Origin of the sequence: Roseomonas sp. OT10 (assembly GCF_020991085.1) — a bacterium.
GTDB classification, from domain to species: Bacteria; Pseudomonadota; Alphaproteobacteria; order Acetobacterales; family Acetobacteraceae; genus Roseomonas; species Roseomonas cutis.
In genome coordinates this window covers 3,846,076-3,866,989 of the sequence record NZ_CP087719.1, presented here as the reverse complement: position 1 = coordinate 3,866,989, position 20,914 = coordinate 3,846,076, and the positions used below count along the sequence as shown (strand labels likewise).

The 20,914-nt window shown below is 75.0% G+C and carries 19 protein-coding genes; 7 read left to right on the top strand and 12 right to left on the bottom strand.

All coding sequences use genetic code 11. The features are described from left to right. Window positions 1-4: 4 nt before the first annotated feature. From LPC08_RS17645 to LPC08_RS17635, 3 genes are read right to left on the bottom strand one after another with little or no spacing between them, the layout of a single operon-like run. Window positions 5-1,135 carry an iron-containing alcohol dehydrogenase gene (locus tag LPC08_RS17645; RefSeq protein WP_230449542.1) on the bottom strand — a complete coding sequence of 377 codons (1,131 nt, stop codon included), beginning with the start codon at window positions 1,133-1,135 and terminating at the stop codon, window positions 5-7. Between the two features lie 25 nt (window positions 1,136-1,160). Beyond that, window positions 1,161-2,147, bottom strand: a complete 987-nt coding sequence (locus LPC08_RS17640; protein WP_230449541.1) for a Bug family tripartite tricarboxylate transporter substrate binding protein — start codon at window positions 2,145-2,147, stop codon at window positions 1,161-1,163. A gap of 27 nt (window positions 2,148-2,174) precedes the next feature. Continuing rightward, window positions 2,175-3,605, bottom strand: coding sequence for an FAD-binding oxidoreductase (locus LPC08_RS17635; RefSeq protein WP_230449540.1), 1,431 nt, complete (start codon window positions 3,603-3,605; stop codon window positions 2,175-2,177). Between the two features lie 284 nt (window positions 3,606-3,889). Between LPC08_RS17635 and LPC08_RS17630 the strand changes: the two genes are divergently transcribed. From LPC08_RS17630 to LPC08_RS17610, 5 genes are all read left to right on the top strand, one after another. After that, window positions 3,890-5,158, top strand: a complete 1,269-nt coding sequence (locus LPC08_RS17630; RefSeq protein WP_230449539.1) for a four-carbon acid sugar kinase family protein — start codon at window positions 3,890-3,892, stop codon at window positions 5,156-5,158. A gap of 7 nt (window positions 5,159-5,165) precedes the next feature. Beyond that, the gene (gene pdxA, locus LPC08_RS17625) at window positions 5,166-6,185 is read left to right on the top strand and encodes a 4-hydroxythreonine-4-phosphate dehydrogenase PdxA (protein WP_230449538.1); all 1,020 of its coding nucleotides are present in this window, start codon (window positions 5,166-5,168) and stop codon (window positions 6,183-6,185) included. A 177-nt stretch (window positions 6,186-6,362) separates the two neighbouring features. Further along, on the top strand, window positions 6,363-7,793 hold the full coding sequence (locus LPC08_RS17620; RefSeq protein ID WP_230449537.1) for a sodium:solute symporter family protein: 1,431 nt from the start codon (window positions 6,363-6,365) through the stop codon (window positions 7,791-7,793). 60 nt (window positions 7,794-7,853) lie between these two features. Further along, window positions 7,854-8,621 (top strand): DeoR/GlpR family DNA-binding transcription regulator, encoded by a 768-nt coding sequence (locus LPC08_RS17615; RefSeq protein ID WP_230449536.1) that lies wholly within the window; start codon window positions 7,854-7,856, stop codon window positions 8,619-8,621. Between the two features lie 148 nt (window positions 8,622-8,769). Next, entirely contained in the window at window positions 8,770-9,735 is a 966-nt protein-coding gene (locus tag LPC08_RS17610) for an ROK family protein (protein ID WP_230449535.1), read from the top strand. A gap of 34 nt (window positions 9,736-9,769) precedes the next feature. Here LPC08_RS17610 and LPC08_RS17605 read toward each other — a convergent pair whose 3' ends face one another. Continuing rightward, on the bottom strand, window positions 9,770-11,338 hold the full coding sequence (locus tag LPC08_RS17605; RefSeq protein WP_230449534.1) for a replication protein RepA: 1,569 nt from the start codon (window positions 11,336-11,338) through the stop codon (window positions 9,770-9,772). Between the two features lie 176 nt (window positions 11,339-11,514). Further along, window positions 11,515-12,171: a DUF1028 domain-containing protein gene (locus tag LPC08_RS17600; protein ID WP_230449533.1), complete on the bottom strand. Its 657-nt coding sequence runs from the start codon at window positions 12,169-12,171 to the stop codon at window positions 11,515-11,517. Between the two features lie 122 nt (window positions 12,172-12,293). Here LPC08_RS17600 and LPC08_RS17595 point away from each other — a divergent pair, with 122 nt between their 5' ends. Beyond that, window positions 12,294-14,432: a YjbH domain-containing protein gene (locus LPC08_RS17595; RefSeq protein WP_230449532.1), complete on the top strand. Its 2,139-nt coding sequence runs from the start codon at window positions 12,294-12,296 to the stop codon at window positions 14,430-14,432. Between the two features lie 10 nt (window positions 14,433-14,442). On the opposite strand, the gene LPC08_RS17590 is transcribed toward LPC08_RS17595, so the two are convergent. From LPC08_RS17590 to cbiE, 4 genes are all read right to left on the bottom strand, one after another. After that, window positions 14,443-15,060, bottom strand: coding sequence for a TIGR02594 family protein (locus tag LPC08_RS17590; RefSeq protein ID WP_230449531.1), 618 nt, complete (start codon window positions 15,058-15,060; stop codon window positions 14,443-14,445). A gap of 103 nt (window positions 15,061-15,163) precedes the next feature. Continuing rightward, entirely contained in the window at window positions 15,164-15,928 is a 765-nt protein-coding gene (gene cobM / locus LPC08_RS17585; protein WP_230449530.1) for a precorrin-4 C(11)-methyltransferase, read from the bottom strand. 109 nt (window positions 15,929-16,037) lie between these two features. Further along, window positions 16,038-16,466 carry a cobalamin biosynthesis protein gene (locus LPC08_RS17580; protein ID WP_230449529.1) on the bottom strand — a complete coding sequence of 143 codons (429 nt, stop codon included), beginning with the start codon at window positions 16,464-16,466 and terminating at the stop codon, window positions 16,038-16,040. Beyond that, a complete protein-coding gene (cbiE, locus tag LPC08_RS17575; RefSeq protein WP_441295844.1) occupies window positions 16,463-17,752 on the bottom strand; it encodes a precorrin-6y C5,15-methyltransferase (decarboxylating) subunit CbiE in 1,290 nt (429 codons plus the stop codon). Before cbiE ends, LPC08_RS17580 begins: the two co-directional genes overlap by 4 nt. 29 nt (window positions 17,753-17,781) lie before the next feature. Here cbiE and LPC08_RS17570 point away from each other — a divergent pair, with 29 nt between their 5' ends. Then, complete coding sequence (locus LPC08_RS17570) at window positions 17,782-18,537, top strand: cobalt-precorrin-6A reductase (protein ID WP_230449527.1); 756 nt, start codon at window positions 17,782-17,784, stop codon at window positions 18,535-18,537. On the opposite strand, the gene cobJ is transcribed toward LPC08_RS17570, so the two are convergent. The 3 genes from cobJ to LPC08_RS17555 all read right to left on the bottom strand — a co-directional run bounded on the left by cobJ (window position 18,513) and on the right by LPC08_RS17555 (window position 20,805). After that, window positions 18,513-19,268 (bottom strand): precorrin-3B C(17)-methyltransferase, encoded by a 756-nt coding sequence (gene cobJ / locus LPC08_RS17565; RefSeq protein WP_230449526.1) that lies wholly within the window; start codon window positions 19,266-19,268, stop codon window positions 18,513-18,515. The two genes, LPC08_RS17570 and cobJ, sit on opposite strands and share 25 nt — an antisense overlap. A gap of 322 nt (window positions 19,269-19,590) precedes the next feature. Next, window positions 19,591-20,016 (bottom strand): DUF3024 domain-containing protein, encoded by a 426-nt coding sequence (locus tag LPC08_RS17560; RefSeq protein ID WP_230449525.1) that lies wholly within the window; start codon window positions 20,014-20,016, stop codon window positions 19,591-19,593. Between the two features lie 60 nt (window positions 20,017-20,076). Next, complete coding sequence (locus LPC08_RS17555; protein ID WP_230449524.1) at window positions 20,077-20,805, bottom strand: precorrin-2 C(20)-methyltransferase; 729 nt, start codon at window positions 20,803-20,805, stop codon at window positions 20,077-20,079. Window positions 20,806-20,914 lie beyond the last annotated feature (109 nt).

The window sequence follows — 20,914 nt, the reverse complement described above, 5'->3', positions numbered from 1 at the left end:
GTCCTCAGAAGGCGGCCTGGTAGATCGCGAGGATCTGGTCGCGGCTGATGTCGCGCGGGTTGTTGTCCAGCAGGCGGCGGATGGCGTGCGCCTCGGTCGCCATGCTGCCGAGGTCGCCCTCCGGCACGCCCAGGCGGGAAAGCTTCATCTCGATCCCGAGCCCGGCGCAGAAATCGTAGGTGGCGTCGCGCACCGTCGCCTCGTCGGAGGAGGCGGGCAGGCCCAGCGCCTCCAGCACCAGCGCCGTCTTCTCCGCCATGACGGGGGCGTTGAAGGCGAGGGTGTGGGGGAAGATCAGCGCGCAGGCGAGGCCATGGGCGATGTGGTGCCGCGTGCCCAGCGGATAGGCCACCGCGTGGCCCGCGGTGGTGTTCACCGGGCCGAGGCAGAAGCCGCCATAGAGCGAGGCGACGGAGAGGCCGGCCCGCGCCTCCTTGTCCGAGCCGTCCGCCACGGCGCGCCGCAGGTAGCGGCCGACGAGGCGGATGCCCTCCAGCGCGTAGAGGTCGATCAGCGGGTGCGCCTTCCTGTTCGTGAAGGCCTCGACGCAATGCGCCATGGCATCCACGCCGGTCGCGGCGGTGACGGCGGGCGGCACGGTCAGCGTCAGGTCCGGATCGACCACGGCGAGGTCGGCCAGCATGTGCATGCTCTGCACCGCCAGCTTGTTCTGCGTCGCCGGATCGGTGACGAGCGCGCGGATGCCGCCCTCGCTGCCCGTGCCGGAGGTGGTGGGCACCTGGATCAGCGCGACGTGGCGGCCGGCCACCTTGTCCGGCCCGACGACGTCATGGACCGTCTGGCCGCTGCCGGTCAGCACGGCGACCAGCTTGGCCAGGTCCATGGCGCTGCCGCCGCCGAAGCCGACCACGAGGTCGGGCTTCAGCGCCTCGGCCATGGCCAGCGCCTTCTCCAGGTTGGGCACGTCCGGCTCGGGCTTCACCTCGCCGAAGACATGCACCTCGCCCGGCAGCTCCAGCACGCCCACGCGGCCGGCGTTGAAGGTGTCCGAGACCACCAGGGCGCGGGAGAGGCCGCGCGCCCCGGCCCAGCGGCCGGCGGCGGCGACGGTGCCGGAGCCGAACTCGATCAGCTCGGGGCGGATCAGCCCGATCGGGGCGGTGAGGCTGGTCATGGCGTTGTCCTGCGTTCCCGTCTGTTCAGTCGGCCTGGGCGCCGGAGGCCTGGATGAGCTGGCGCCACATCGGACGCTCCCGCGCGGCGCGGGCGGCGGCCTCGGCGGGGGTGCTCCAGATCGGCTTGGCGCCGACCTTCAGGAAGCGCTCCGCCTGGGCCGGGTCCTCGACCACCTGCTTCAGGGCGAGGCCGAACCTCTCCACGATGGCGTCCGGCGTCGCGGCGGGGGCGACGAAGCCGCCCCAGACGGTGACGACGAAATCGTCCATCCCCGCCTCACCCATAGTCGGCACCTCCGGCAGGGCGGGCCAGCGCTCGGCCGAGGTCACCGCCAGCGCCCGCATCTGCCCGCCCTGCACCAGGGCGAGGTAGGAGGCGACGCCGTCGAGCGCGAAGTCCACGTCGCCGTTCAGCAGCGCCGGGATGGTCTGCGCCGCGCCGCGGAAGGGGACGTGGACCGCCTCCACCCCGATGCGGCTGAACAGCATGGCCGAGGAGAGGTGCGTCGTCGTGCCGACCCCGGTCGAGCCGTAGGTGATGCCGCCGGGCTTCGCCTTGGCCCAGGCGATGAACTCGGCCAGCGTCCTCGCCGGCACCTTGTTCGGCGCCACCACGGCGATGTTGGGGAATTCCCAGCCCAGCGCGACGGGGCGCAGGTCCTTCTCGATGTCGTAGGGGACGCTGCGGTACAGGAACTGGTTGATCGAGAAGTTGCTGACCGTCGCGGCGCCGAAGGTGGTGCCGTCGGCCGGCGACTTCGCCACCGCGTCGATGCCGATGTTGCCGCTGGCGCCGGCGCGGTTGTCGATCACCACCGGCTGGCCCAGCGTCCTGCTCGCCTGCTCCGCATAGAGGCGCGCCAGCACGTCGGTGGCCCCGCCCGGCGGGTAGGGGACGACGAGGCGCACCGGCCGGTCGGGCCAGGGCTTCTGGGCCAGGGCGGGCGCGATGGCGGGGGCGGCGAGCAGCGGCGAGCCGAGGGCGGCGCCCAGCAGGGTGCGGCGGTGCATGCGGGGGTTCCTCCGGGTGTCGTCGTGTCAGGCTTCGGGCGGCAGGACCTTGCCGGGGTTCATCAGCCCGGCCGGGTCGAGCAGCGTCTTCACGCGCCGCATCAGGGCGAGGTCCGCGGGATCGGCCACCCGGCCCAGCCGGGCGCGGTTGCTGATGCCGATGCCGTGCTCGGCGCTGATGACGCCGCCCAGCTCCGTCGTCACCGCGTCCACCACGGCGTTGATCCGCGCGACCACGGGGGCGGCGGTGGCGGCGTCGGGGAAGCGGGCGCGGTCGAGGAGGGCGAGGACGTGGATGTTGCCGTCGCCCAGATGGCCGTGCATCACCACGCGGGCCTCGGGCACCGCCTCCAGGATGCGCCGCTCCGCCTCGCGGGCGAAGAGCGCCTGGTTCTCCAGCGGCACGGCGCTGTCGTGGGAGACGACGTAGCCCGCGCGCTTGCTGCCCTCGGAGACAGAGTGCCGGATCTGCCACAGCGCATGGGCCTGCGCCTGGCTCTCCGCGATCACCGCGTCCACCACCAGCCCCTCCTCGAAGGCAGCGCCGAGCACCTCCTCCAGCGGCGCGCGCAGGTCGGCGCCGGCCAGCGTGTCCGTCAGCTCGATCAGCAGGTACCAGGGGGCTTCGAGCGCGAAGGGGATGGCGACGTCGGGGACGTGCTCGGCGATCACCGCGATCTGGCCGCGCGACATCGCCTCCAGGCTGGCCAGCCGGTCGCCCACCGCGCCGCGCAGCCGCTCCAGCAGGGTCAGCGCCGCCTCGATCTCCGGCAGCGCCACCATGGCGAGGGCGGAGGCGCGCGGCCAGGGGAAGAGCTTCAGCGAGGCGGCGGTGACGATCCCCAGCGTGCCCTCGGCGCCGATGAAGAGCTGCTTGAGGTCGTAGCCGGTGGAATTCTTGCGCAGTCTGTGCAGCCGGTCGAGCACGGTGCCGTCCGGCAGCACCACCTCCAGCCCCAGCACCAGCTCGCGCGTGTTGCCGTAGCGCAGCACGGCGGTGCCGCCGGCATTGGTGGCGATGTTGCCGCCGATCTGGCAGCTCCCCTCCGCGCCCAGGCTGAGGGGGAAGAGGCGGTCCACCGCCTCCGCCGCCGCCTGCACGGTCTGCAGGATGCAGCCGGCCTCGACGGTGATGGAGTTGGCGAGCGGGCTGACGGCGCGGACGCGGTTCAGCCGGTCCAGCCGCACCACCACCGAATGGCCCGTACCGTCGGGGGTGGCGGCGCCGCACATGCCGGTGTTGCCGCCCTGCGGCACCACGGCGACGCCCCGTTCCGCGCAGAGCCGTACCACCGCGGCGACCTCGGCCGTGTCGGCGGGCTTCACCACGGCGGCGGCGCGGCCGTGGTAGCGGTCGCGCCAGTCGGTCAGGTAGGGCTGCTGGTCCTCGCCCTCGGCGAGCACGTGCCGGCGGCCGCAGATCGCGGCCAGGGCCGCGACGAGGGCCGCGGCGTCCATCGTCCCTTTGGGAGCGGGCGCGGGCGCCGTGGCGGGGGCGGGACGGGCAGCGGTGCTCGTGTGGCTCAAACGCATCCTCCTCACCCGTCCGCCTCGTGGGGACTTGCCCCCGGGACGCTCCGCTCTCTGCGGTCCTCTATAGGACTGATGCTCGGACCGCGCAAAGTTTTTTGCGCGTAATGCGCAAAAAACTTGAAGCCTGGGCGCAGGCCGCTATGGTCCGGCCAACGGGCGGATCGCCGCCCCGCATCCGAGGCCGCCATGTCCTGCCCCTTCGCCGCCCCATGACGCGCTGGCTGATCCTGGCCGACGACCTGACGGGCGCGGCCGACTGCGCCGTGGCCTTCGCCCGGCGCGGCCACGCGGCGGCCGTGTCCTGGGCGGCGGAAGCCGCCGGGGAGGCGCGCGCGCCGGAGACGCTCATGCTGGAGACGCCCGTGCTGGCGGTCGATGCCGACAGCCGCCGCCTGCCGCCCGGGGCCGCCGCCGCCCGCCACCGCGCCCTGGTCGCGGCGCGCCATGCCCCCGGCACGGCGCTGCTGAAGAAGATCGATTCCACCCTGCGCGGCCAGCCGGCGGCGGAGTTGGCCGCGACGCTCGGCGCGCTGCGCGGGGCGGGCGGGCCGCCGCCGCTCGCCATCGTCGCGCCCGCCTTCCCCGCCACCGGCCGCACCACGGAGGGCGGCGCCGTCCGCCTGGATGGCGCGCCGCTGGAAGACTCCGCCCTCTGGGCGCGCGACCACAGCTACCCCACCGCCCACCTGCCCACGCTGTTCGCCGCCGCCGGGCTGGGGGCGGCGCACCTGCCGCTCGACGCCCTGCGCGGCGGCGGGACGGCGGCGGCGGTGCGCGACGCCCTGGCGGCGGGCCGGGCGGCGCTGGTGTGCGACGCCACCACCGAGGCCGACCTCCTCGCCCTGGCCCACGCGACCCTGCCCCTGGCGGGCCGGGTGGTCTGGGTCGGCGCCGGCGGGTTGGCGGACGCGCTGGCCGCGGCCAGCCCCGGCGGGGCGGCCGAGCCTCCGCGCCCCGTGGCCTCCGGCGGCGGCGTGCTGCTGGTGGTGGGCAGCGTCGCCGAGGCCTCCCGCGCCGCCGCCGCGACGCTGCTGGCCGGGGGCGGCGTGCGGCCCTTCGCCGTGCCGCCCGCCCTGTTGCGCGACGGCGGCGGCGCGGCGTGGGACGCGCTCGCTGGCGACATCGCCGCCGCTCTGCGCGGCGGGCAGGACGTGCTGGTCAGCATCGCCGCCGAGGCCACGACCGACCTGTCGCAGGGCGCGGCCCTGGCCGAGGGGCTGGCGTCGCTGCTGCAACCGGCGGGCCTTGCCATGGGCGCGCTCTTCGCCACGGGGGGCGAGACCGCCCGTGCCCTGCTCGGCCGGCTGGGGGTCCATGGCCTCCGCCTGGTCGAGGAGGTGGAGCCCGGCATGCCGCTCGCCCTGACCCAGGGCGTGCTCGCCGTTCCCGCCATCACCAAGGCGGGCGGCTTCGGAACCTCGGACACGATCGCGCGCGCCCATGCCCGGCTGCGCGCCCTGCTGGATGAAAGGGAGTGAAGCACCCATGAGCCATCACGACGCACGGCCTGTGGTCGCCATCACCATGGGCGACGCCTCCGGCATCGGGCCGGAGATCATCATGAAGGCTCTGGCCCGGCCGGAGGTCTATGCGATGTGCCGCCCGCTGGTGGTGGGCGAGGCGACCCGGCTGCGCGAGGCGGATGCCATCGTGGGCACCAGCCTCGCCGTGCGACCGCTCGCCGATCCCTCCGGCGCGCGCTATGAGCGCGGCACGGTGGACGTGATCGACCTCGGCATCATCCCGCCCGGCCACCCCTTCGGCCAGGTGCTGCCGCTCTCGGGCGAGGGGGCCTACCGCTACATCGAGCGCGCGACGCGGCTGGTGCAGGCGGGGGAGGCGGACGCCATCTGCACCGCGCCGCTCTCCAAGGAGGCGCTGCACGCCGCCGGCCACAAATATCCCGGCCACACCGAGCTTCTCGCGCAGCTGACCGGCACGCCGGAGGTCTCGATGATGCTGGTGGCGCCGAAGCTGCGCGTGATCCACGTCACCACGCATATCGGCCTGATGGATGCGATCCGGCGGATCGAGCCCGGCCTCGTCGAACGCGTCATCGCCCGCGGCCGCGCCACGCTGGTCAAGGCGGGGATCGCGGAGCCGCGCATCGGCGTCTGCGGCATCAACCCGCATGCCGGCGAGAACGGCCTGTTCGGCCAGGGCGAGGAGGAGGAGAAGATCATCCCCGCCGTCCAGAAGTGCCGCGCGAAGGGCTGGCAGGTGGAAGGCCCGCTGCCCGCCGACACGCTGTTCTTCCGCGCCGCGCGCGGCGACTTCGACCTGGTCGTCGCCATGTACCACGACCAGGGCCACGGCCCGGTGAAGGTGATGGGGCTGGAGGCGGGGGTGAACATCACCATCGGCCTGCCGGTGATCCGCACCTCCGTCGACCACGGCACCGCCTTCGACATCGCGGGCCAGGGCATCGCCGACGACGGCAGCCTGATCGAGGCGCTGCGCCAGGCGGTGGACCTGGCCCCGCGCCGCGAGCGCGCCGCAGCCTGAACGGTTAGCCTGAACGGCCGGGCGGGACGCCGGGGTCCCGCTCGCCCTCTGCCGCCCGCGGCACGCCCGCGGGCCGGCGCCCTGCCTGGACCCCTCCCGGGCCCCCGCAGCCATGCCTGCCAACATCACAGCGGCCCCCGGAGGAACGAGGGGCACGCCCGGAATGGGAAACGACGCATGCATCAGTTCGATTCCGGCGAGAGCGCGATCATCGTCGCGATCATCCTCGCCTACATCCTCTTCACCTCCTGGCTGACCCTGAAGCTGCGCAGCCGCAACAGCGCGCAGTTCATGGTGGGCTCGCGCGCCATGCCCGCCGCCGTCATCGGCGTGCTGCTGATGAGCGAGTTCATCGGCGCCAAGTCCACCGTCGGCACCTCGCAGGAGGCCTTCAACTACGGCATCGCCGCCGCCTGGTCGGTGATCGGCGCGGCGATCGGCTTCCTGCTCTACGGCCTGTTCTTCGTCCGCCGGCTCTACGCCTCGGGCGAGTTCACCATCTCGGGCGCCATCGAGCAGAAGTTCGGCCGCTCCACCAAGCTCACCGTCTCGATCATCATGATCTACGCGCTGCTGCTGGTGAACGTCGGCAACTACGTCAGCGGCGCGGCGGCCATCTCGACGGTGCTGCACGTCGACCTCACCCTCGGCATGTTCATCATCGCCATCGTCAGCACCTTCTACTACGTCTTCGGCGGGCTGAAGGGCGTGGCCTACATCACCATCCTGCACAGCGCGGTGAAGGTGCTGGGCATCGCCCTGATCCTGGGCTTCGCGCTGCACATGACCGGCGGCATCGGCCCGATGGTGGAGGGGCTGCCGCCCGAGTACTTCACCCTGACCGGGCGGATCGGCGTGCCCACCATCCTGGCCTGGGTCATCGGCACGGTCGGCGCCATCTTCTCCACCCAGTTCATCATGCAGGCCATCTCCGCCAACAAGGATGAGGCCGCCGCCCAGCGTTCGGCCTTCTACGCCGCCGCCTGGTGCTTCCCGCTCGGCATCGCCCTCGGCCTGATCGGCGTCGCCGCGAAGTTCCTCCAGCCCGACGGCAACAGCCTCTTCGCCCTGCCGATGTTCCTCCAGGCGATGAACCCCTGGCTGGCCGGGCTGGTCACCACCTCGCTCGTCGCCTCGGTCTTCGTCAGCGTCAGCACCGTGGCGCTGGCCATGGCGTCGCTGATCGTGAAGGACTTCTACGTCCCCTACGCCCGGCCGACGCCGGAGCGGGAGTTCCAGGCGACGCGCTGGATCTCGCTCGCCATCGGCTTCCTGCCGCTGATCTTCGTCTTCTTCGTGCCGGAGATCCTCAAGCTCTCCTTCTTCACCCGCGCCCTGCGGCTCTCCATCTCGATCGTGGCGGTGATGGGCTTCTACCTGCCCTTCTTCCGCAGCAACCGCGGCGCGACGCTTGGCCTGGTCGCCTCGGCCATCGCCACCACGGCCTGGTACCTGCTCAACAACCCCTACGGCATCGACAACATGTACGTCGCGGCGGTGACGCCGTTCGCCGTGCTGGTGGCCGAGCGGCTGCTGACTGGGCCCTCCGCCGTCCGGCCGGCGCTGGACGCCCGAGGGGTGGCCCCCGGGCAGCGTCCGGCGGGCTGAGGCGCCGGCGGGACAGGGTGGGCGCTTGCCGCATGGCAGGCGCCCACTATCCTGCGCGCCATGCGCAACAGGCGAAGCCGGCTCGACGCCATCCTGCAGGCCATGGCGGATGGTCCCGCCGATGTGGAGGGGCTCGCGGCGCGCTTCGGGGTCTCGCCCTCCACCATCCGCCGTGACCTTCAGGACCTCTCGGAGCGGCAGGCAATCGCGCGCACCTATGGCGGGGCCATGCTGGCCGCGCCGGAGCGCGAGATCAGCCTGAGCGCGCGATCCGCGCAGAACCGCGGCGCCAAGGCCGCGATCGCCGAGGCGGCGCTGGCCCAGATCGCCGAGGGGGAGACGCTGATCCTCGACGGCGGCTCGACCGTGGAGATGCTGGGCCGGAGGCTCGGCGGGCGGCGCCAGCGCGTCATCACCAACAGCCTGCCGCTGATCCCCGTGCTGGCCGGCGCGCCGGGGCTGGAGCTGGTGGTGCTGGGCGGCGCGGTGCGCCCGATCAGCATGGGCACCACCGGCCCGCTGGCGGAGCAGGCGATGCGGCAGATGACGGCGGACAAGGTCTTCACCAGCGCCGACGGGCTCAGCCCGAGGCGCGGGCTGTGCGAGGCGACGCTGGAGCAGGTCTCGCTGAAGGCGCTGATGCTGCGCCAGGCGGCGGCCGTCTACATCCTGGCCGATGCCAGCAAGCTGGGCCATGCCGGGCAGCCCTTCTGGGTGCCGTTCCAGCCGGGCTGGACGCTGGTGACGGATGCCGACGAGGCCGCCTGCGCGCCCTACCGGCGGGAGGGCCTGGCCGTGATCCGCCCGGCCCCGGGCGCAGCCCGGTGAGGCCGCGCGCGGGCCGGCCCCCGGCGGCCGGCCGGCCGGGGCGCCGCGCAACGCCGGACGGGGAGCGGGGTTGATCCTGCGCCCGGCCCCCGGTGCGGACCGTCCCGGGGGCGTCTAGCCTGGAGCCTCCTTTCAGGAGCCGTCGCACATGACCGCAGACACCGCCCAGTTCCTCGGCATCGATCTCGGCGGTACGCATCTGCGCGTGGCGCTGGTGGATGCCGCGGGCCAGGTCCTGTCCGCGGAACGGCGAGAGACGGATCGCAGCGGGCCGGAGGCGGTCATCGCCCAGATGGTGGCGCTGATCGGCGCGGTACGCGGCCCGGCGACGCGCGCCCCCGGCATCCGGGCCCTGGGCGTCGGCGTGCCGGGCACCATCGATCCCGCCGCCGGCACCGTGCTGGGCGTACCCGCCCTGCCCGGCTGGGGCGGGGTGCCGCTGGCGGCGCGGCTGCGCGAGGCGACGGGGCTGCCGGTGGTGCTGGAGAACGACGCCAAGGCCGCCTGCATCGGCGAGTGGCGGGCCGGCGCCGGCGCGGGGTCGGACAACGTCGCCTACGTCACCGTCAGCACGGGCATCGGCGCCGGGATCGTGGCCGAGGGGCGGCTGCTGCGCGGCGCCTCCGGCCTGGCGGGCGAGCTGGGCCACACCCGCCTGACCGAGCAGCCCGTCCGCTGCGCCTGCGGCCGCACCGGCTGCTGGCAGGCGCTGGCCTCCGGCCCCGCCCTGGCGGCGCGGGCGCAGGCGAGGGCCGTGCCCGGCTCCCGCCTCGCCGCGCTGGCGGATGGGCTGCCGGTCTTGCCGCGGCATGTCGGCACCGCGGCGGCGGAAGGCGACCCCACCGCCCTGGCCCTGCTGGAGGAGATGGCGGAGTGGCTGGGCGTCGGCTTCGCCAACCTGCAGCATGCCTATGACTCGGAGCGCATCGTGGTCGGCGGTGGCGTCTCCGCCCTGCTGGAGCAGATGCGGGGCGGCATCGAGGCCACCCTGCGTGCCCGCCTGCTGCCCGGCTTCCGCCCGGCGCTGATCCGCCGCGCCGCGCTAGGCGACGATGCCGGGCTGGTCGGCGCCGCCCTGGCGGCCCGCGAGGCCTGGTCCCGGACGATGCGCTGACGGGGCGCGCGCCCCGAGAGCCCCCGCCGGGGCGCTACCAGCGCGAGGTCGGGACCCGCCGCACCTGTTGCATCACCTCCTCGCCGGAATCGATGGACCAGTCCCAGTAGTCCTGGATCACCCCGGCATTGGTGGTGACCCAGGCGGCGATCCGCTCCAGCTCGCGCGGGACGAGGTAGCCCGAGACCTGCAGCACGATCGGCTCGATGGCCAGCAGGGAGCGTCGCGCGGGGTCGTACTCGGCACCCGGCGTCACCTCGATGGTGATGCTCTCCCGCGTGTCGCCGCGCTTGAGCCACACGGCCTGGGGCAGGCCGGTGACGGAGGGGGGCAGGCGCACGCGGTCGGCGCTGCGCCCCTGCCGCCCGCCGTCCGGCCGGCTCGGCGCCGGGCGCGGCGCGGCGGGCTGGGGCCTTTCCTGCGGGGGCGGCGGGGCGGCGGGGCGGGTCGCGGCGGCCGGGGGAGGGGCGACCTGGGGCGGGGCGGCCTGGGGTGGGGCGGCCTGGGGTGGGGCGCCGCGCGGGGCCGGCGCGGCCTGTCGGGGTTCCGGGGCGTGGCGGCGCGCCGGGGGGCGCTCCGCGGAGGGCGTGGCGGGCGGTCCCGCGGCCTCGGTGCGGGGGGCCGGGACGGGGACGGCCTCGACGGCCACGGCAGTTCCGGCAGCGGGCTCCGCCCCGTCACGGTCCGGCACGGCGGGAGCGGGTGCGGGCACGGCAGCGGGGGCGGGGGCGACGGGGGCGGCGGGCGCCGCCTCGACGGGCGCAGCCTCGGCGGATGTGTCCTGGCCCTGGGTCGTCACGGCCACCGGCCGGGGGGGGGCGCCGGGCAGGGCGGGCTCGACCGGCAGCGGGCTGCGGTACAGTGCCACGCCTTCCTCGCCGATCGCGATGCGAGCGGCGGGATAGGCGGCGGTGGCCCCTTGCAGCGCCGCGGTGAAGCGGGCCTGGAAGGCGGCCGGCGTCTCCTCCGGCTCGCCGAACTGCGACCGCAGCGCCTCCCAGCGGGGAAGCTGCATGCGCCCCTCCGCCACGCCCGGCAGGGTGGCGGCGAGCCAGGCATAGGCATCGAGCGCGGCCGGCGCATCGCCCAGCCGCGCCACGGCGCTCCGGTCCAGCGGGACCGCGGCGGAGCGCAGGCTGGCGAGGAAGCGCTCGTTCAGCCGCAGCGTCGGGCGCCATTCCGTCGGATCGGTCCAGCTCCGCACGCTGCGGGCGTCCAGGAGCGGCAGCGGCGCCTGGCGGCCCTCCGCCACGCGCAGCTTCGCGCCCAGCAGGCGCATCAGCTGGTCGCGCAGGGCTTCCACGAGGCGGGGTGCGGGCGCCAGCCCGAGCGCGGCGGGCACCGCCTCGATGCCCGTGCCGATCGGCACGGCGGCGGTGCCGCTGCGCAGCGCGGCGGTGAAGAGGTGCAGCAGCAGCAGGCGCAGGGCGGGGCCGCCGGGCAGGGCAGGGCCGTCCATCAGCAGGGCGCCCTGCGCCGTGTCCCGCGACCAGGCCGGGCCGGAGGGGATCTGCAGCGGCAGGGCCATGCGGCAGAAGGCCGCGTGGTGCCAGAGGATGTCAGGGGCCTGCCAAGCCGCGGGAGAGGGCGACGACTCGTTCACGGTAATCATCAGAATTGTTCAAGGTCCCGGGACGCGGGGGTCCGGCTGTCCGACCGGAAACGGGTGCGGTGGCCGGGAGGGTGTCCCCGACTGGTAAAGCAAGACACGGCGGATCGCCAAGCCCCGGCCGTGGCGGGGCTGTCCCGGTGGGCGGGGGGGCGGCGCGCGGGGGGCGCCTATCCTCCGCGCGCCCTGTCCGGGTCCAGGGCGCGCAGCACGAACTCGTCGATGCTGGGCGCATAGTCGCGCCAGAGCGCCGCCAGGGCGCTGATCGGCTGCTCGGCGCGGTCGATGCGCAGATCGGCCAACGGGAAATCGGGATCGCCATAGAGCTTCAGCGCGGCGGAGAGCACCGGCCCGTGCTCGCCCCCCGCCGCCTCGCCCGCCGCGAGCCCGGCGAGCAGCCGTTCCGCCAGGGGGCGTTCCGGCGCCGACAGGAAGGCCGCGATCATCGCCGCCGGGACCTCGGCGCTGGAGAGGATGTTGCCGATGGCGACGCAGCCCTCGCCATGCGCCGCGCCGGACTCCGGCTTCACCCGCGCGCCGTGGAAATGCGCGGTGCGGCCGGCGGAATCCACCACCGCGAGCTGTCGCCAGCCGTGATGCGGGGTGGAGGCGACCAGCGCCGCCACCACCTCCTCGGCCGAGCAGCCGGAGACGAGCAGCGCCACCCCGCGCGGCCCCAGCCGGGGGTCGGTCCGGTGCTGCGTCAGCACCCCGCCGAGGCGCGGCGCCAGCGCCATCACGCGCGCCCCGACCCCGATGTTGGAGGTGGCGGCGACGGCCCCGACCTGGCCCGTGCGGGCACAGCGGGCGAGCAGCGAGAAGGTCATGCGGGGAGTTTCGGCCACAGCGGCGCGGCCCGTCCAGCCGGGCCGCGGAAAGGGGGTGTCGCGCCCCTTGCCTTCACGTCTCACGCGTGCGCGAGAATGAGACGCTCCGCAGAACGCGAACCGTGCGCCGTCTCCTCCTGCCTGTCCTGGCCGCGCTGGCCATCGCCGTGCCAGCCGTGCCGATGCCGGCCCGAACAGGGCCGGCCGGCGGCGCGGCGGCCGAGGAGGTGCCGGCCACCGGCAGCGACTTCGGCGGCGTCGGGCTGATCGAGACGCGCAACGCGCGCTTCCGCCCGGACGGCACGCTGGAGGCCGGCACGTCGCTGCGGCACCAGCGGCGCTTCCACTTCCTGACCTTCCAGGCGCTGCCCTTCCTGGAGACCACCTTCCGCCTCAGCGAGCGGCTGAACGGCACGACCGGCGCGGGCATGACCACCGACCGCGCCTTCGACCTGAAGCTGCGCCTGCTGCGGGAGGGGGCCTGGACGCCGGCCGTCGCGGTCGGGCTGCAGGATCTGATCGGCACCGGCATCTACGCGGGCGAGTACGTCGTCGCCTCGAAGCGCTGGCACGGGCTGGACGTCTCGCTCGGCCTGGGCTGGGGGCGTCTCGGCACGGGGGCGGACACCAACAACCCGCTGGTGGCGCTGTCCGACCGCTTCCGCAGCCGCCCGCGCGACGTGGGGCGGGGCGGGACGCTGCGGACGGACGTCTTCCGCGGCGACGACGTCTCCGTCTTCGGCGGCGTGGAATACACCATTCCCGCCACGGACACGCCGCTCGGCCTCCTCGACGGGCTGCGCGCCAAGCTGGAATGGTCCGGGGATTCGCTGCGCGACGAGCGCGGCGGCTATCCCGCGCGCAGCGAAGGCCTGCGCGGCGAGGCACGCTCGCGCATCAATGCCGGGCTGCAATGGTCGAACGAATGGCTCGATGCCGGGATCCACTTCGTCCATGGCACCGACCTGTTGTTCCGCGTCTCGGCGCGGCTGGACCCGGCCGATCCGCCCGGCCCGCCGCGCCCCCGGCCGCCCGCCGCGGCATCCGAAGCCCCGCCGGCCGACGAGGCGGCACGGGCACAGCGCGTCTTCGCAGCGCTCTCCGCCGCCGGCTTCCGCCCCCTGGCCTTCGCCCTGGACGGGGTGGAGGCCCGGATCGCGGTGGCGGACGGGCCCTTCCGCACCCTGCCGCAGGTCATGGCGCAGGTGGCGCGCGCGACGGATCCGCTGCTGCCGCCGGCGGCCCAGATCCTGCGCATCTCCTGGTGGCTGGGCGGCACGGAGGTCGCGGCCGCCCTGGCGCCGCGCACGATCCTGGTGGGTGCGGGGCGCGGTACGCTGAGCCCGGAGGAGGCCTTCGCCGCCACCACCCTGCTGCCGGCGGAGGGGCTGGACTGGCCCGGCGCCGCGCGCACGCCGGTGCCGCGGCTGAGCTGGGGGCTGGAGCCGCGCGTGTCGCTGCTGCTGGGCGATCCGACGCGCACGCTGCGCTGGCAGGCGGCCGCGGCGGCCGGGGCGCGGGTGGAGCTGGGCGGCGGCTTCGCCCTGGCCGGCGCGGTGCAGCAGACGCTGGCGGGCAACCTTGCCGACGGGCCGCCCTCGGACAGCGTGCTGCCGCATGTGCGCAGCGACTATGCCCGTTACGCGCGCGAGGGCGAGACGGCGATTCCCGCCCTCTACGCCGAGCGCATCTGGAACCTCGCGCCCGATGTCTTCGGCCGCGTCACGGCGGGGCTGCTGGAGCCGATGTTCGGCGGCGTCTCGGGCGAGGTGCTGTGGCGGCCGCACGACAGGCCCTGGGCGCTGGGGCTGGACGTGAACTGGGTGAGGCAGCGCGGCTTCGACCAGCGCCTGGCCTTCCGCGACTACGAGGTGGCGACCGGCCACCTCTCGCTCTATGCCGACCTGCCGGTGTGGAACCTCTACACGGTGCTGCGCGGCGGCCGCTACCTGGCCGGCGACTGGGGCGGCACCATCGAGCTGGGCCGCCGCTTCGATTCCGGCATCGAGGTCGGCGGCTTCGCCACCTTCACCGACGTGCCCTTCTCGCGCTTCGGCGAGGGCTCCTTCGACAAGGGCATCTATGTCCGCATCCCGCTCGACCTGCTGGGCGCGCGCACGCGCAGCGTGGCCCAGGCCCTGATCCGCCCCGTGCAGCGCGACGGTGGCCAGCGCCTGTCCGTGGACAACCCGCTCTGGACGGTCACGCGCGACGGGCGGCAGGACGCGCTGCGCCGGGGCGTGGCCGGCTTCGCCCGCTGAGCGCCGCGCGTCAGGCGACGCGCCCGTCGGCCCAGGGCGACGGCGTCGCGATCGCGCGCAGCGGCCAGATGACGCCCAGGATCTTGTTCGGGTAGTGCGCGATGCTGACGCGGTCGGAGGCGCGGTTGGACAGCGTCCCGTCGCCCTGGTTGCCGCCGAGGTACTGCGGCTTGCCGCCGGAACGGGACCACAGGAAGGCGACGTGCCCCTGCTGCTTCGCCGCATCGCCGCGCGACATCACCACGATCGAGCCGACCGGCGCGCTTTCCAGCGTCTTGCCCAGGTGCAGCCCGCCCTTCCACGTCAGCCAGCTGTGGCTCCAGGTGCTGCCGGTCCCCTTGATGCCCTGCTTCAGCAGGCACCAGTTGACGAAGGCGGAGCACCAGGCGGTGGAATCGTCCTTCAGGTCGTAGGTTCCGGTCTTCGCGGTGTTCCAGCAGCTTTGCAGATACGCGTTGATCTGCGGGTTGCTCTTCCTGCGGCCCGCCCCGGCGACCTCCTTCACGCCGAGTTCCCCATAGGCGGTGGAGAGCCAGGGGGCGTTGGCCTCGCACCAGGTTTCGAAATCCTCCTGCGCCTCGGTGGTGACGGAGCGGGCGAGGTCGAGGAGAGAGGACAGGTAGGTCATGGCCGGTCTCCCAGGGAATGGCGGGGACGGAGACTTCCCCAGCCGCCGGCGGGACGCAAGTTTGTTTTGATTATGCAATCAAAAACCAGCCGGTTGCCCGGGATCAGCACCCCCCACCCCCGCGGAAGCGCCGCCGGTAGTCGGGGTCGTAGAGCGCGCTGTCCCGGAACCCTTCCGCCGCCAGGGACGGCCCGACCAGCACCAACGCCGTGCGCTCGGCCGGCTGTTCCGCCATCCGCGCCACGATGTCCCCCAGCGTGCCGCGCACCACGCGTTCGTCCGGCCAGCTCGCCCGCACCACCACCGCCACCGGGCAGTCCGCGCCGTAGAGCGGGGCCAGCCGCTCCACGATCCGCTCCAGCGCGTGGATGGCGAGGTGGATCGCCAGCGTCGCCCCGGTCGCGCCGAAGGCTTCCAGCGTCTCGCCCGGCGGCATGGCCGAGGCCCGGCCCGACACCCGCGTCAGCACCAGGCTCTGCGCCACCTCCGGCACCGTCAGCTCCTGCCCCAGCGCCGCCGCCGCCGCCGCGAAGGCCGGCACCCCCGGCGTCAGCGTGTAGGGAATCCCGGCCCGCCGCAGCTGCCGCACCTGCTCCGCCACCGCCGAGTACACGGACAGGTCCCCCGAATGCAGCCGCGCCACGTCCTGCCCGGCCGCATGCGCCCGCCGGAACTCCGCCTCGATGGCGTCCAGGTCCAGCGGCGCCGTATCCACCAGCCGCGCCCCGGCCGGGCAGTACCCCAGCAGCGCCGACGGCACGATCGACCCGGCATACAGGCACACCGGACACCGCCCCAGCAGATCCCGCCCCCGCACCGTGATCAGGTCCGCCGCCCCCGGCCCGGCGCCGATGAAGTGGACGGTCATGGCGGGGCGCCCGTGCCTCGCAGGGCGGGCTCCGCTCCTCTGCTCCTGGCGGGATGAGTGTGGGAAGGGCAGCGCCCTTCCCACGGGCCACAAGCGCCACGCCACCCCGTCACGCCATCACCGCCAGGGCACAGGTCGCGGCGCCCGAGCCACGGCGCTGGAGGAGCAGGCGGGCGCCGGGGCCGGCGGCGGCGAGGGCGCAGGCCTCGGCGATGGAGGCGAGGCCGGTGGCGCGTTCGGCGGCGGCGGAGCGGGTGGGGCAGAGGGGTTGGACGGCGAGCAGGGCGGCGTGGTCCAGCAGGCGGAGGGGGAGGGCGAGGGCGGCGGCGGCCCGGTGCAGGCCCGGGGCATCCTGGCGGAAGGCCGGGGCGGCGAGGAGGGTGGGGCGGCGGCCGGCTTCCGCCGTGGCAGCCGCGAGGAGGGCCAGGATGGCGTCCTCCGTGGCCTGGGGGCGGAGGCCCAGGCCCGCGACCACGGTTCCGGCGGCGGCGCCCGGGGCGGTGGCCCGGGGGGCGACGGGGGTGGGCGGGAGGGTCACGGCTTCACCGCCGCGTATTGGGTGACGGTCATGGCCGGGCGGAAGGCGTGGAGGCGGCCGAGGCTGTCCAGCCGCTCGATGCCGATGCGGGTGAGGCGGCCGCCCCAGCGCGCCCGGGCGGCCAGGAGGCTGGCCTCGGCCTCCACCGTCACACCGTTGGCCACCAGCCGGCCGCCGGGGGGAAGGGCGGCCCAGGCGGCCTCCAGCACCCCGGGGCGGGAGACGCCGCCGCCGACGAAGACCGCGTCCGGCGGGGGCAGCCCGGCCAGGGCGGCGGGGGCCTCGCCGGCCACGACCTCCAGCCCCGGCACGCCGAGGGACAGGGCGTTGCGCGCGGCGCGGGCGGCGCGGTCGGGGTTGGGCTCGATGCCGAGGGCGCGGTTGGCGGGATGGCGCAGCAGCCATTCGATCGCGATGGAGCCGGAGCCGAGGCCGATATCCCACAGCCGCTCGCCCTGGCGCGGGGCGAGGGCGGCGAGGGTGACGGCGCGGACCTCCTGCTTGGTGATCTGCCCGTCCTGCTCGAAGAAGCCGTCCGGCAGCCCGGCCGAGAGCGGGACGATCCGCGCCCCCGGGCCGGCGGCCACCTCCACCGCGACCAGGTTCAGCGGGTCTGGGGCGGGGAAGCCGGGGCTGTCGGCACGGGATTCGCGGTGGCGCTCGCGCGGACCGCCCAGGGCTTCCAGCAGGTGCAGGCGCGAGGGGCCGAAGCCGTGGCGCGTCAGCAGCGCGGCTAGCGTCGCGGGGGTGCCGGCATCGGCGGAGAGCGCCAGCAGCCGCGCGCCGGGTTGCAGCAGCGGCAGCACCCGCTCCGGCGGCCGGCCGCAGAGGGACACCACCGCGCAATCCTGCTCCGCCCAGCCCAGCCGGGCGCAGGCCAGCGCGATGGAGGAGGGCGCCGGCACGGCCACCCGCTCCCCGGCCGGGACCAGCCGCGCCAGCGCCGACCCCACCCCGAAGCGGAAGGGGTCGCCCGAGGCCAGCACCGCCACCGGCCGGCCGCGTCGCGCCAGGATGGCGGGGTAGGCGCCGGCCATCGGGCTGGGCCAGGGATGCGCCTCGCCCCGGAGCAGCGGCGCCGCCAGGGCCAGGTGCCGCGCCCCCCCGAATACCGCCTCCGCCCCCGCGAGCAGGGCGCGGGCGGCAGGGGAGAGGCCGTCGCACCCGTCCTCGCCGATGCCCAGGATCGCGAGCCAGGGCGGCGCCTCCGGAGGTTGCGTCCCCGCGATCCGTGCCCCTGGGAGTTGCGGCGGCGGGGCTTGCGGCGCAGGGCCCGGCGCGGCCATGGGAGGCAGGTCCATCATGGGGGGGAACCTTGCGCCTGCTGATCCTGGGCGGCACCACGGAAGCCTCGGCCCTGGCCCGCCTGCTGGCCGGGGATGCGCGCTTCGCAGCGACCCTTTCGCTCGCCGGCGTCACCCGCCACCCCTTGCCGCAGCCCGTGCCGGTGCGGGTCGGCGGCTTCGGCGGCGTGGAGGGGTTGGCCCGCTATCTCGCCGAGGCGCGGATCGAACGGCTGGTGGACGCCACCCATCCCTTCGCCGCGCGGATGTCGCGCCACGCGGTCGAGGCCGCGGCCCAGGCGGGCATCCCGCTCCTGCGCATCGAGCGCCCCGCCTGGTGGCCGGAGCGGGGCGACCTCTGGACCGAGGTGCCGGACATGGCGGCCGCGGCGGCCGTGCTCGGGCTGATGCCGCGCCGGGTGCTGCTGACCGTCGGGCAGAAGGAGCTGGCGCCCTTCGCCGCGGCGCCCTGGCACCGCTACACGCTGCGCAGCGTCGATCCGCCCGACCCGGCCAGCCTGCCGCCGGGCACGGAGGTGCTGACCGCCACCGGCCCCTTCACCCGGGAGGGGGAGGAGGCGCTGCTCGCCGCGCGCGGGATCGAGGTGGTCGTGTCCAAGAATTCCGGCGGCAGCGCCGTCGCGGCCAAGCTGGAGGCCGCGCGCGCCCTGGGGGTGACGGTGGTGATGGTGGCCCGCCCCCCGCTGCCGCCGGCCGAGACCGTGCCGGATGCCGCCGCCGCGCGGCGCTGGTTGCTCGCCCCTCATCCGGCGCTGCGCGGCGTGTAGAGCCAGGGCCGCGCCCCGCCCGGCCGTTCCACCACCCGCGTGGCCGGGGAGCCGACCAGGACCAGGGTCCGCATGTCCGCGCCGGCCGGGTCGGCCTCGGCCAGGGTGGCGAGAAGCAGCCGCTCCTCCGCCCGGCTGACCGCGGTGGCGAAGGCGACGGGGGTCGTGGGCGGCAGGTGGTCGCGCAGGATCGCGAAGGCGGCGCCGAGCTGCCAGGGCCGGGCGCGGGAGATCGGGTTGTACAGCGCCAGCACGAAGCCCGCCCCGGCGGCGGCGGCCAAGCGGCGTTCGACCAGCGGCCAGGGCTTGAGGTTGTCCGAGAGGGAGATCGCGCAGAAGTCGTGGCCCAGCGGCGCGCCGAGCCGGGCCGCGACCGCCAGCAGGGCGGAGATGCCGGGCAGCACCTGCACGTCCAGGGCACGCCAGGAGGCCGGCCCGTGCTCGATCGCCTCGAACACCGCGCCGGCCATGGCGAAGACCCCCGCATCGCCGGAGGAGACCACGGCCACCCGTGCGCCGCCCTCCGCCAGGGCGAGCGCATGGCGGGCGCGGTCCAGCTCCTCGCGGTTGTCGGAGGCGTGGCGGCGCTGGCCGGGGGCGAGCGCCACCCGGTCGAGATAGGGGCCGTAGCCGATCAGGTCGGTGGCCTCCGCCAGGGCGGCGGAGACCTCCGGCGTGCGCTGGGCGGCCGCGCCGGGGCCGAGGCCGAGGATGCGGAGTCGGCCGGTCATGGCGTGATCAAGGCGACGAGGGAACCGCCGGCCCATGTCGCACGGCACGGGCCTGCGGTGCGCGGAGGAGCGAGGTTCCATCCTCGCCGCGGGTTTCGGCGAGGACCGCATCCGTCGTCGGCCCAGGACCCGCGCAGCCGCGCAACGTCCGGAAGCGGCTGCGGACCGATGCCTCTGTCGCCGCGGCGGCACGCCCGTCGCTGTCCGAGCCAACGGCATGGTTGGGGGTGAAGGCCGGATTGGCGGCCTCTCCCCCCGCGCCGACGGTTCCGCATGGCCTCCTCGCCTGCGTCAACGGCCTTTCCCTCCCTCCGGTCCAACCTCACAGCGGATGCAGCAGCCCATCCGCCTCGATGGTACGCAACGCCTGCGCCAGGGACTGGCCAGAATGGAGCCTTCGCCATTCCCCCGTATGCCGGTGCCAGAAGATGTCGAAGCGGTCCGGCCCCATCAGGTCGAGCCGGACGAAGGGCTCGGCGAATTCCTGGCCAAAGGACTCGCTGTGCGGGCCGACCCTGTAGCGTTGGGCGAAGGTATAGCGTCCCGCCCGCCACGAGCCCTGGATGTCGATGCAGTAATTGAACTCGGTGGGCCTGATCTCGGGCAGGAAGCGCGGCTTCAGCACGTCGCGGATGAAGGCGTCGCAGGTCCGCACGATCAGGTCGCGCGTGGCCGTGTCCGCCTTGATCGGAGCCGGGCGCCTCGGCGACGGCAGTGCCCAGACCCGCTTCCGCCGACGTGTCATCATCCGGTTCCCTGTTGCCGGCACAGGCCATCATTCCCGGACCGGCTTGCACAGTCTTCCCCCTCACCGCGCCCCCTGGCGCCCGGGCACCAGCACCATCGAGAAGTACGGCGCCGGCGCGTCGTCCCGCTCGGCCAGCGGCAGGATGCGCTCGCCCGCCATGGTCCCGCGCTCCACGTACAGCGCCCGGTCCAGCAGCCCCGCCGTCTCCAGCGCCGCGCGGATGCGGGGCAGGTTGCGCCCCACCTTCATCACCACCGCCGCGTCCGCCCCGCGCAGCCGCGCCGTCAACGCCTCGGTCGCCATGGTCCCCGGCAGCACGCAGAGCACGTCGTCGCCATGCGTCATCGGCCGCTGCGCCCGGCTCCAGCAGCCGCTCATCCCGCTGACCCCCGGCACCACCTCGCCGCGCAGGGCGGGCGGGATGCGGTCGAACAGGTACATGGCCGAGCCGTAGAGGAACGGGTCCCCCTCGCAGAGCAGCGCCACGTCGCGACCGGCCTCCAGCCGCGCCCGCAGCATCCCGGCGCAGTCCTCGTAGAAGGCGCCGATCCCCGCGGCATAGCGCGGGTCCTCCAGCGGCACCTCGGTCGTGAACGGGTACTCGAAGCGCAGCTCCTCCGCCCCCGCTGCCACATGCGCCGCCGCGATCGTCCGCGCATGGCCCGCCCGGCCGCTCTTGGCGAAGTACGCCACCACCGGCGCCGCCGCGATCAGCCGCGCCGCCTTCAGCGTCAGCAGCTCCGGATCGCCCGGCCCGACGCCGACCGTGTGCAGCCGGCCGGGGGTCATGGCGGCGTGGCGCCCGTGGCCCGTGGGAAGGGCGCTGCCCTTCCCACACCCATCCCGCCAGGAGCAGAGCCCCTGGACCCCCTTTCATAATCGCGCTGGCCGCCTGGGG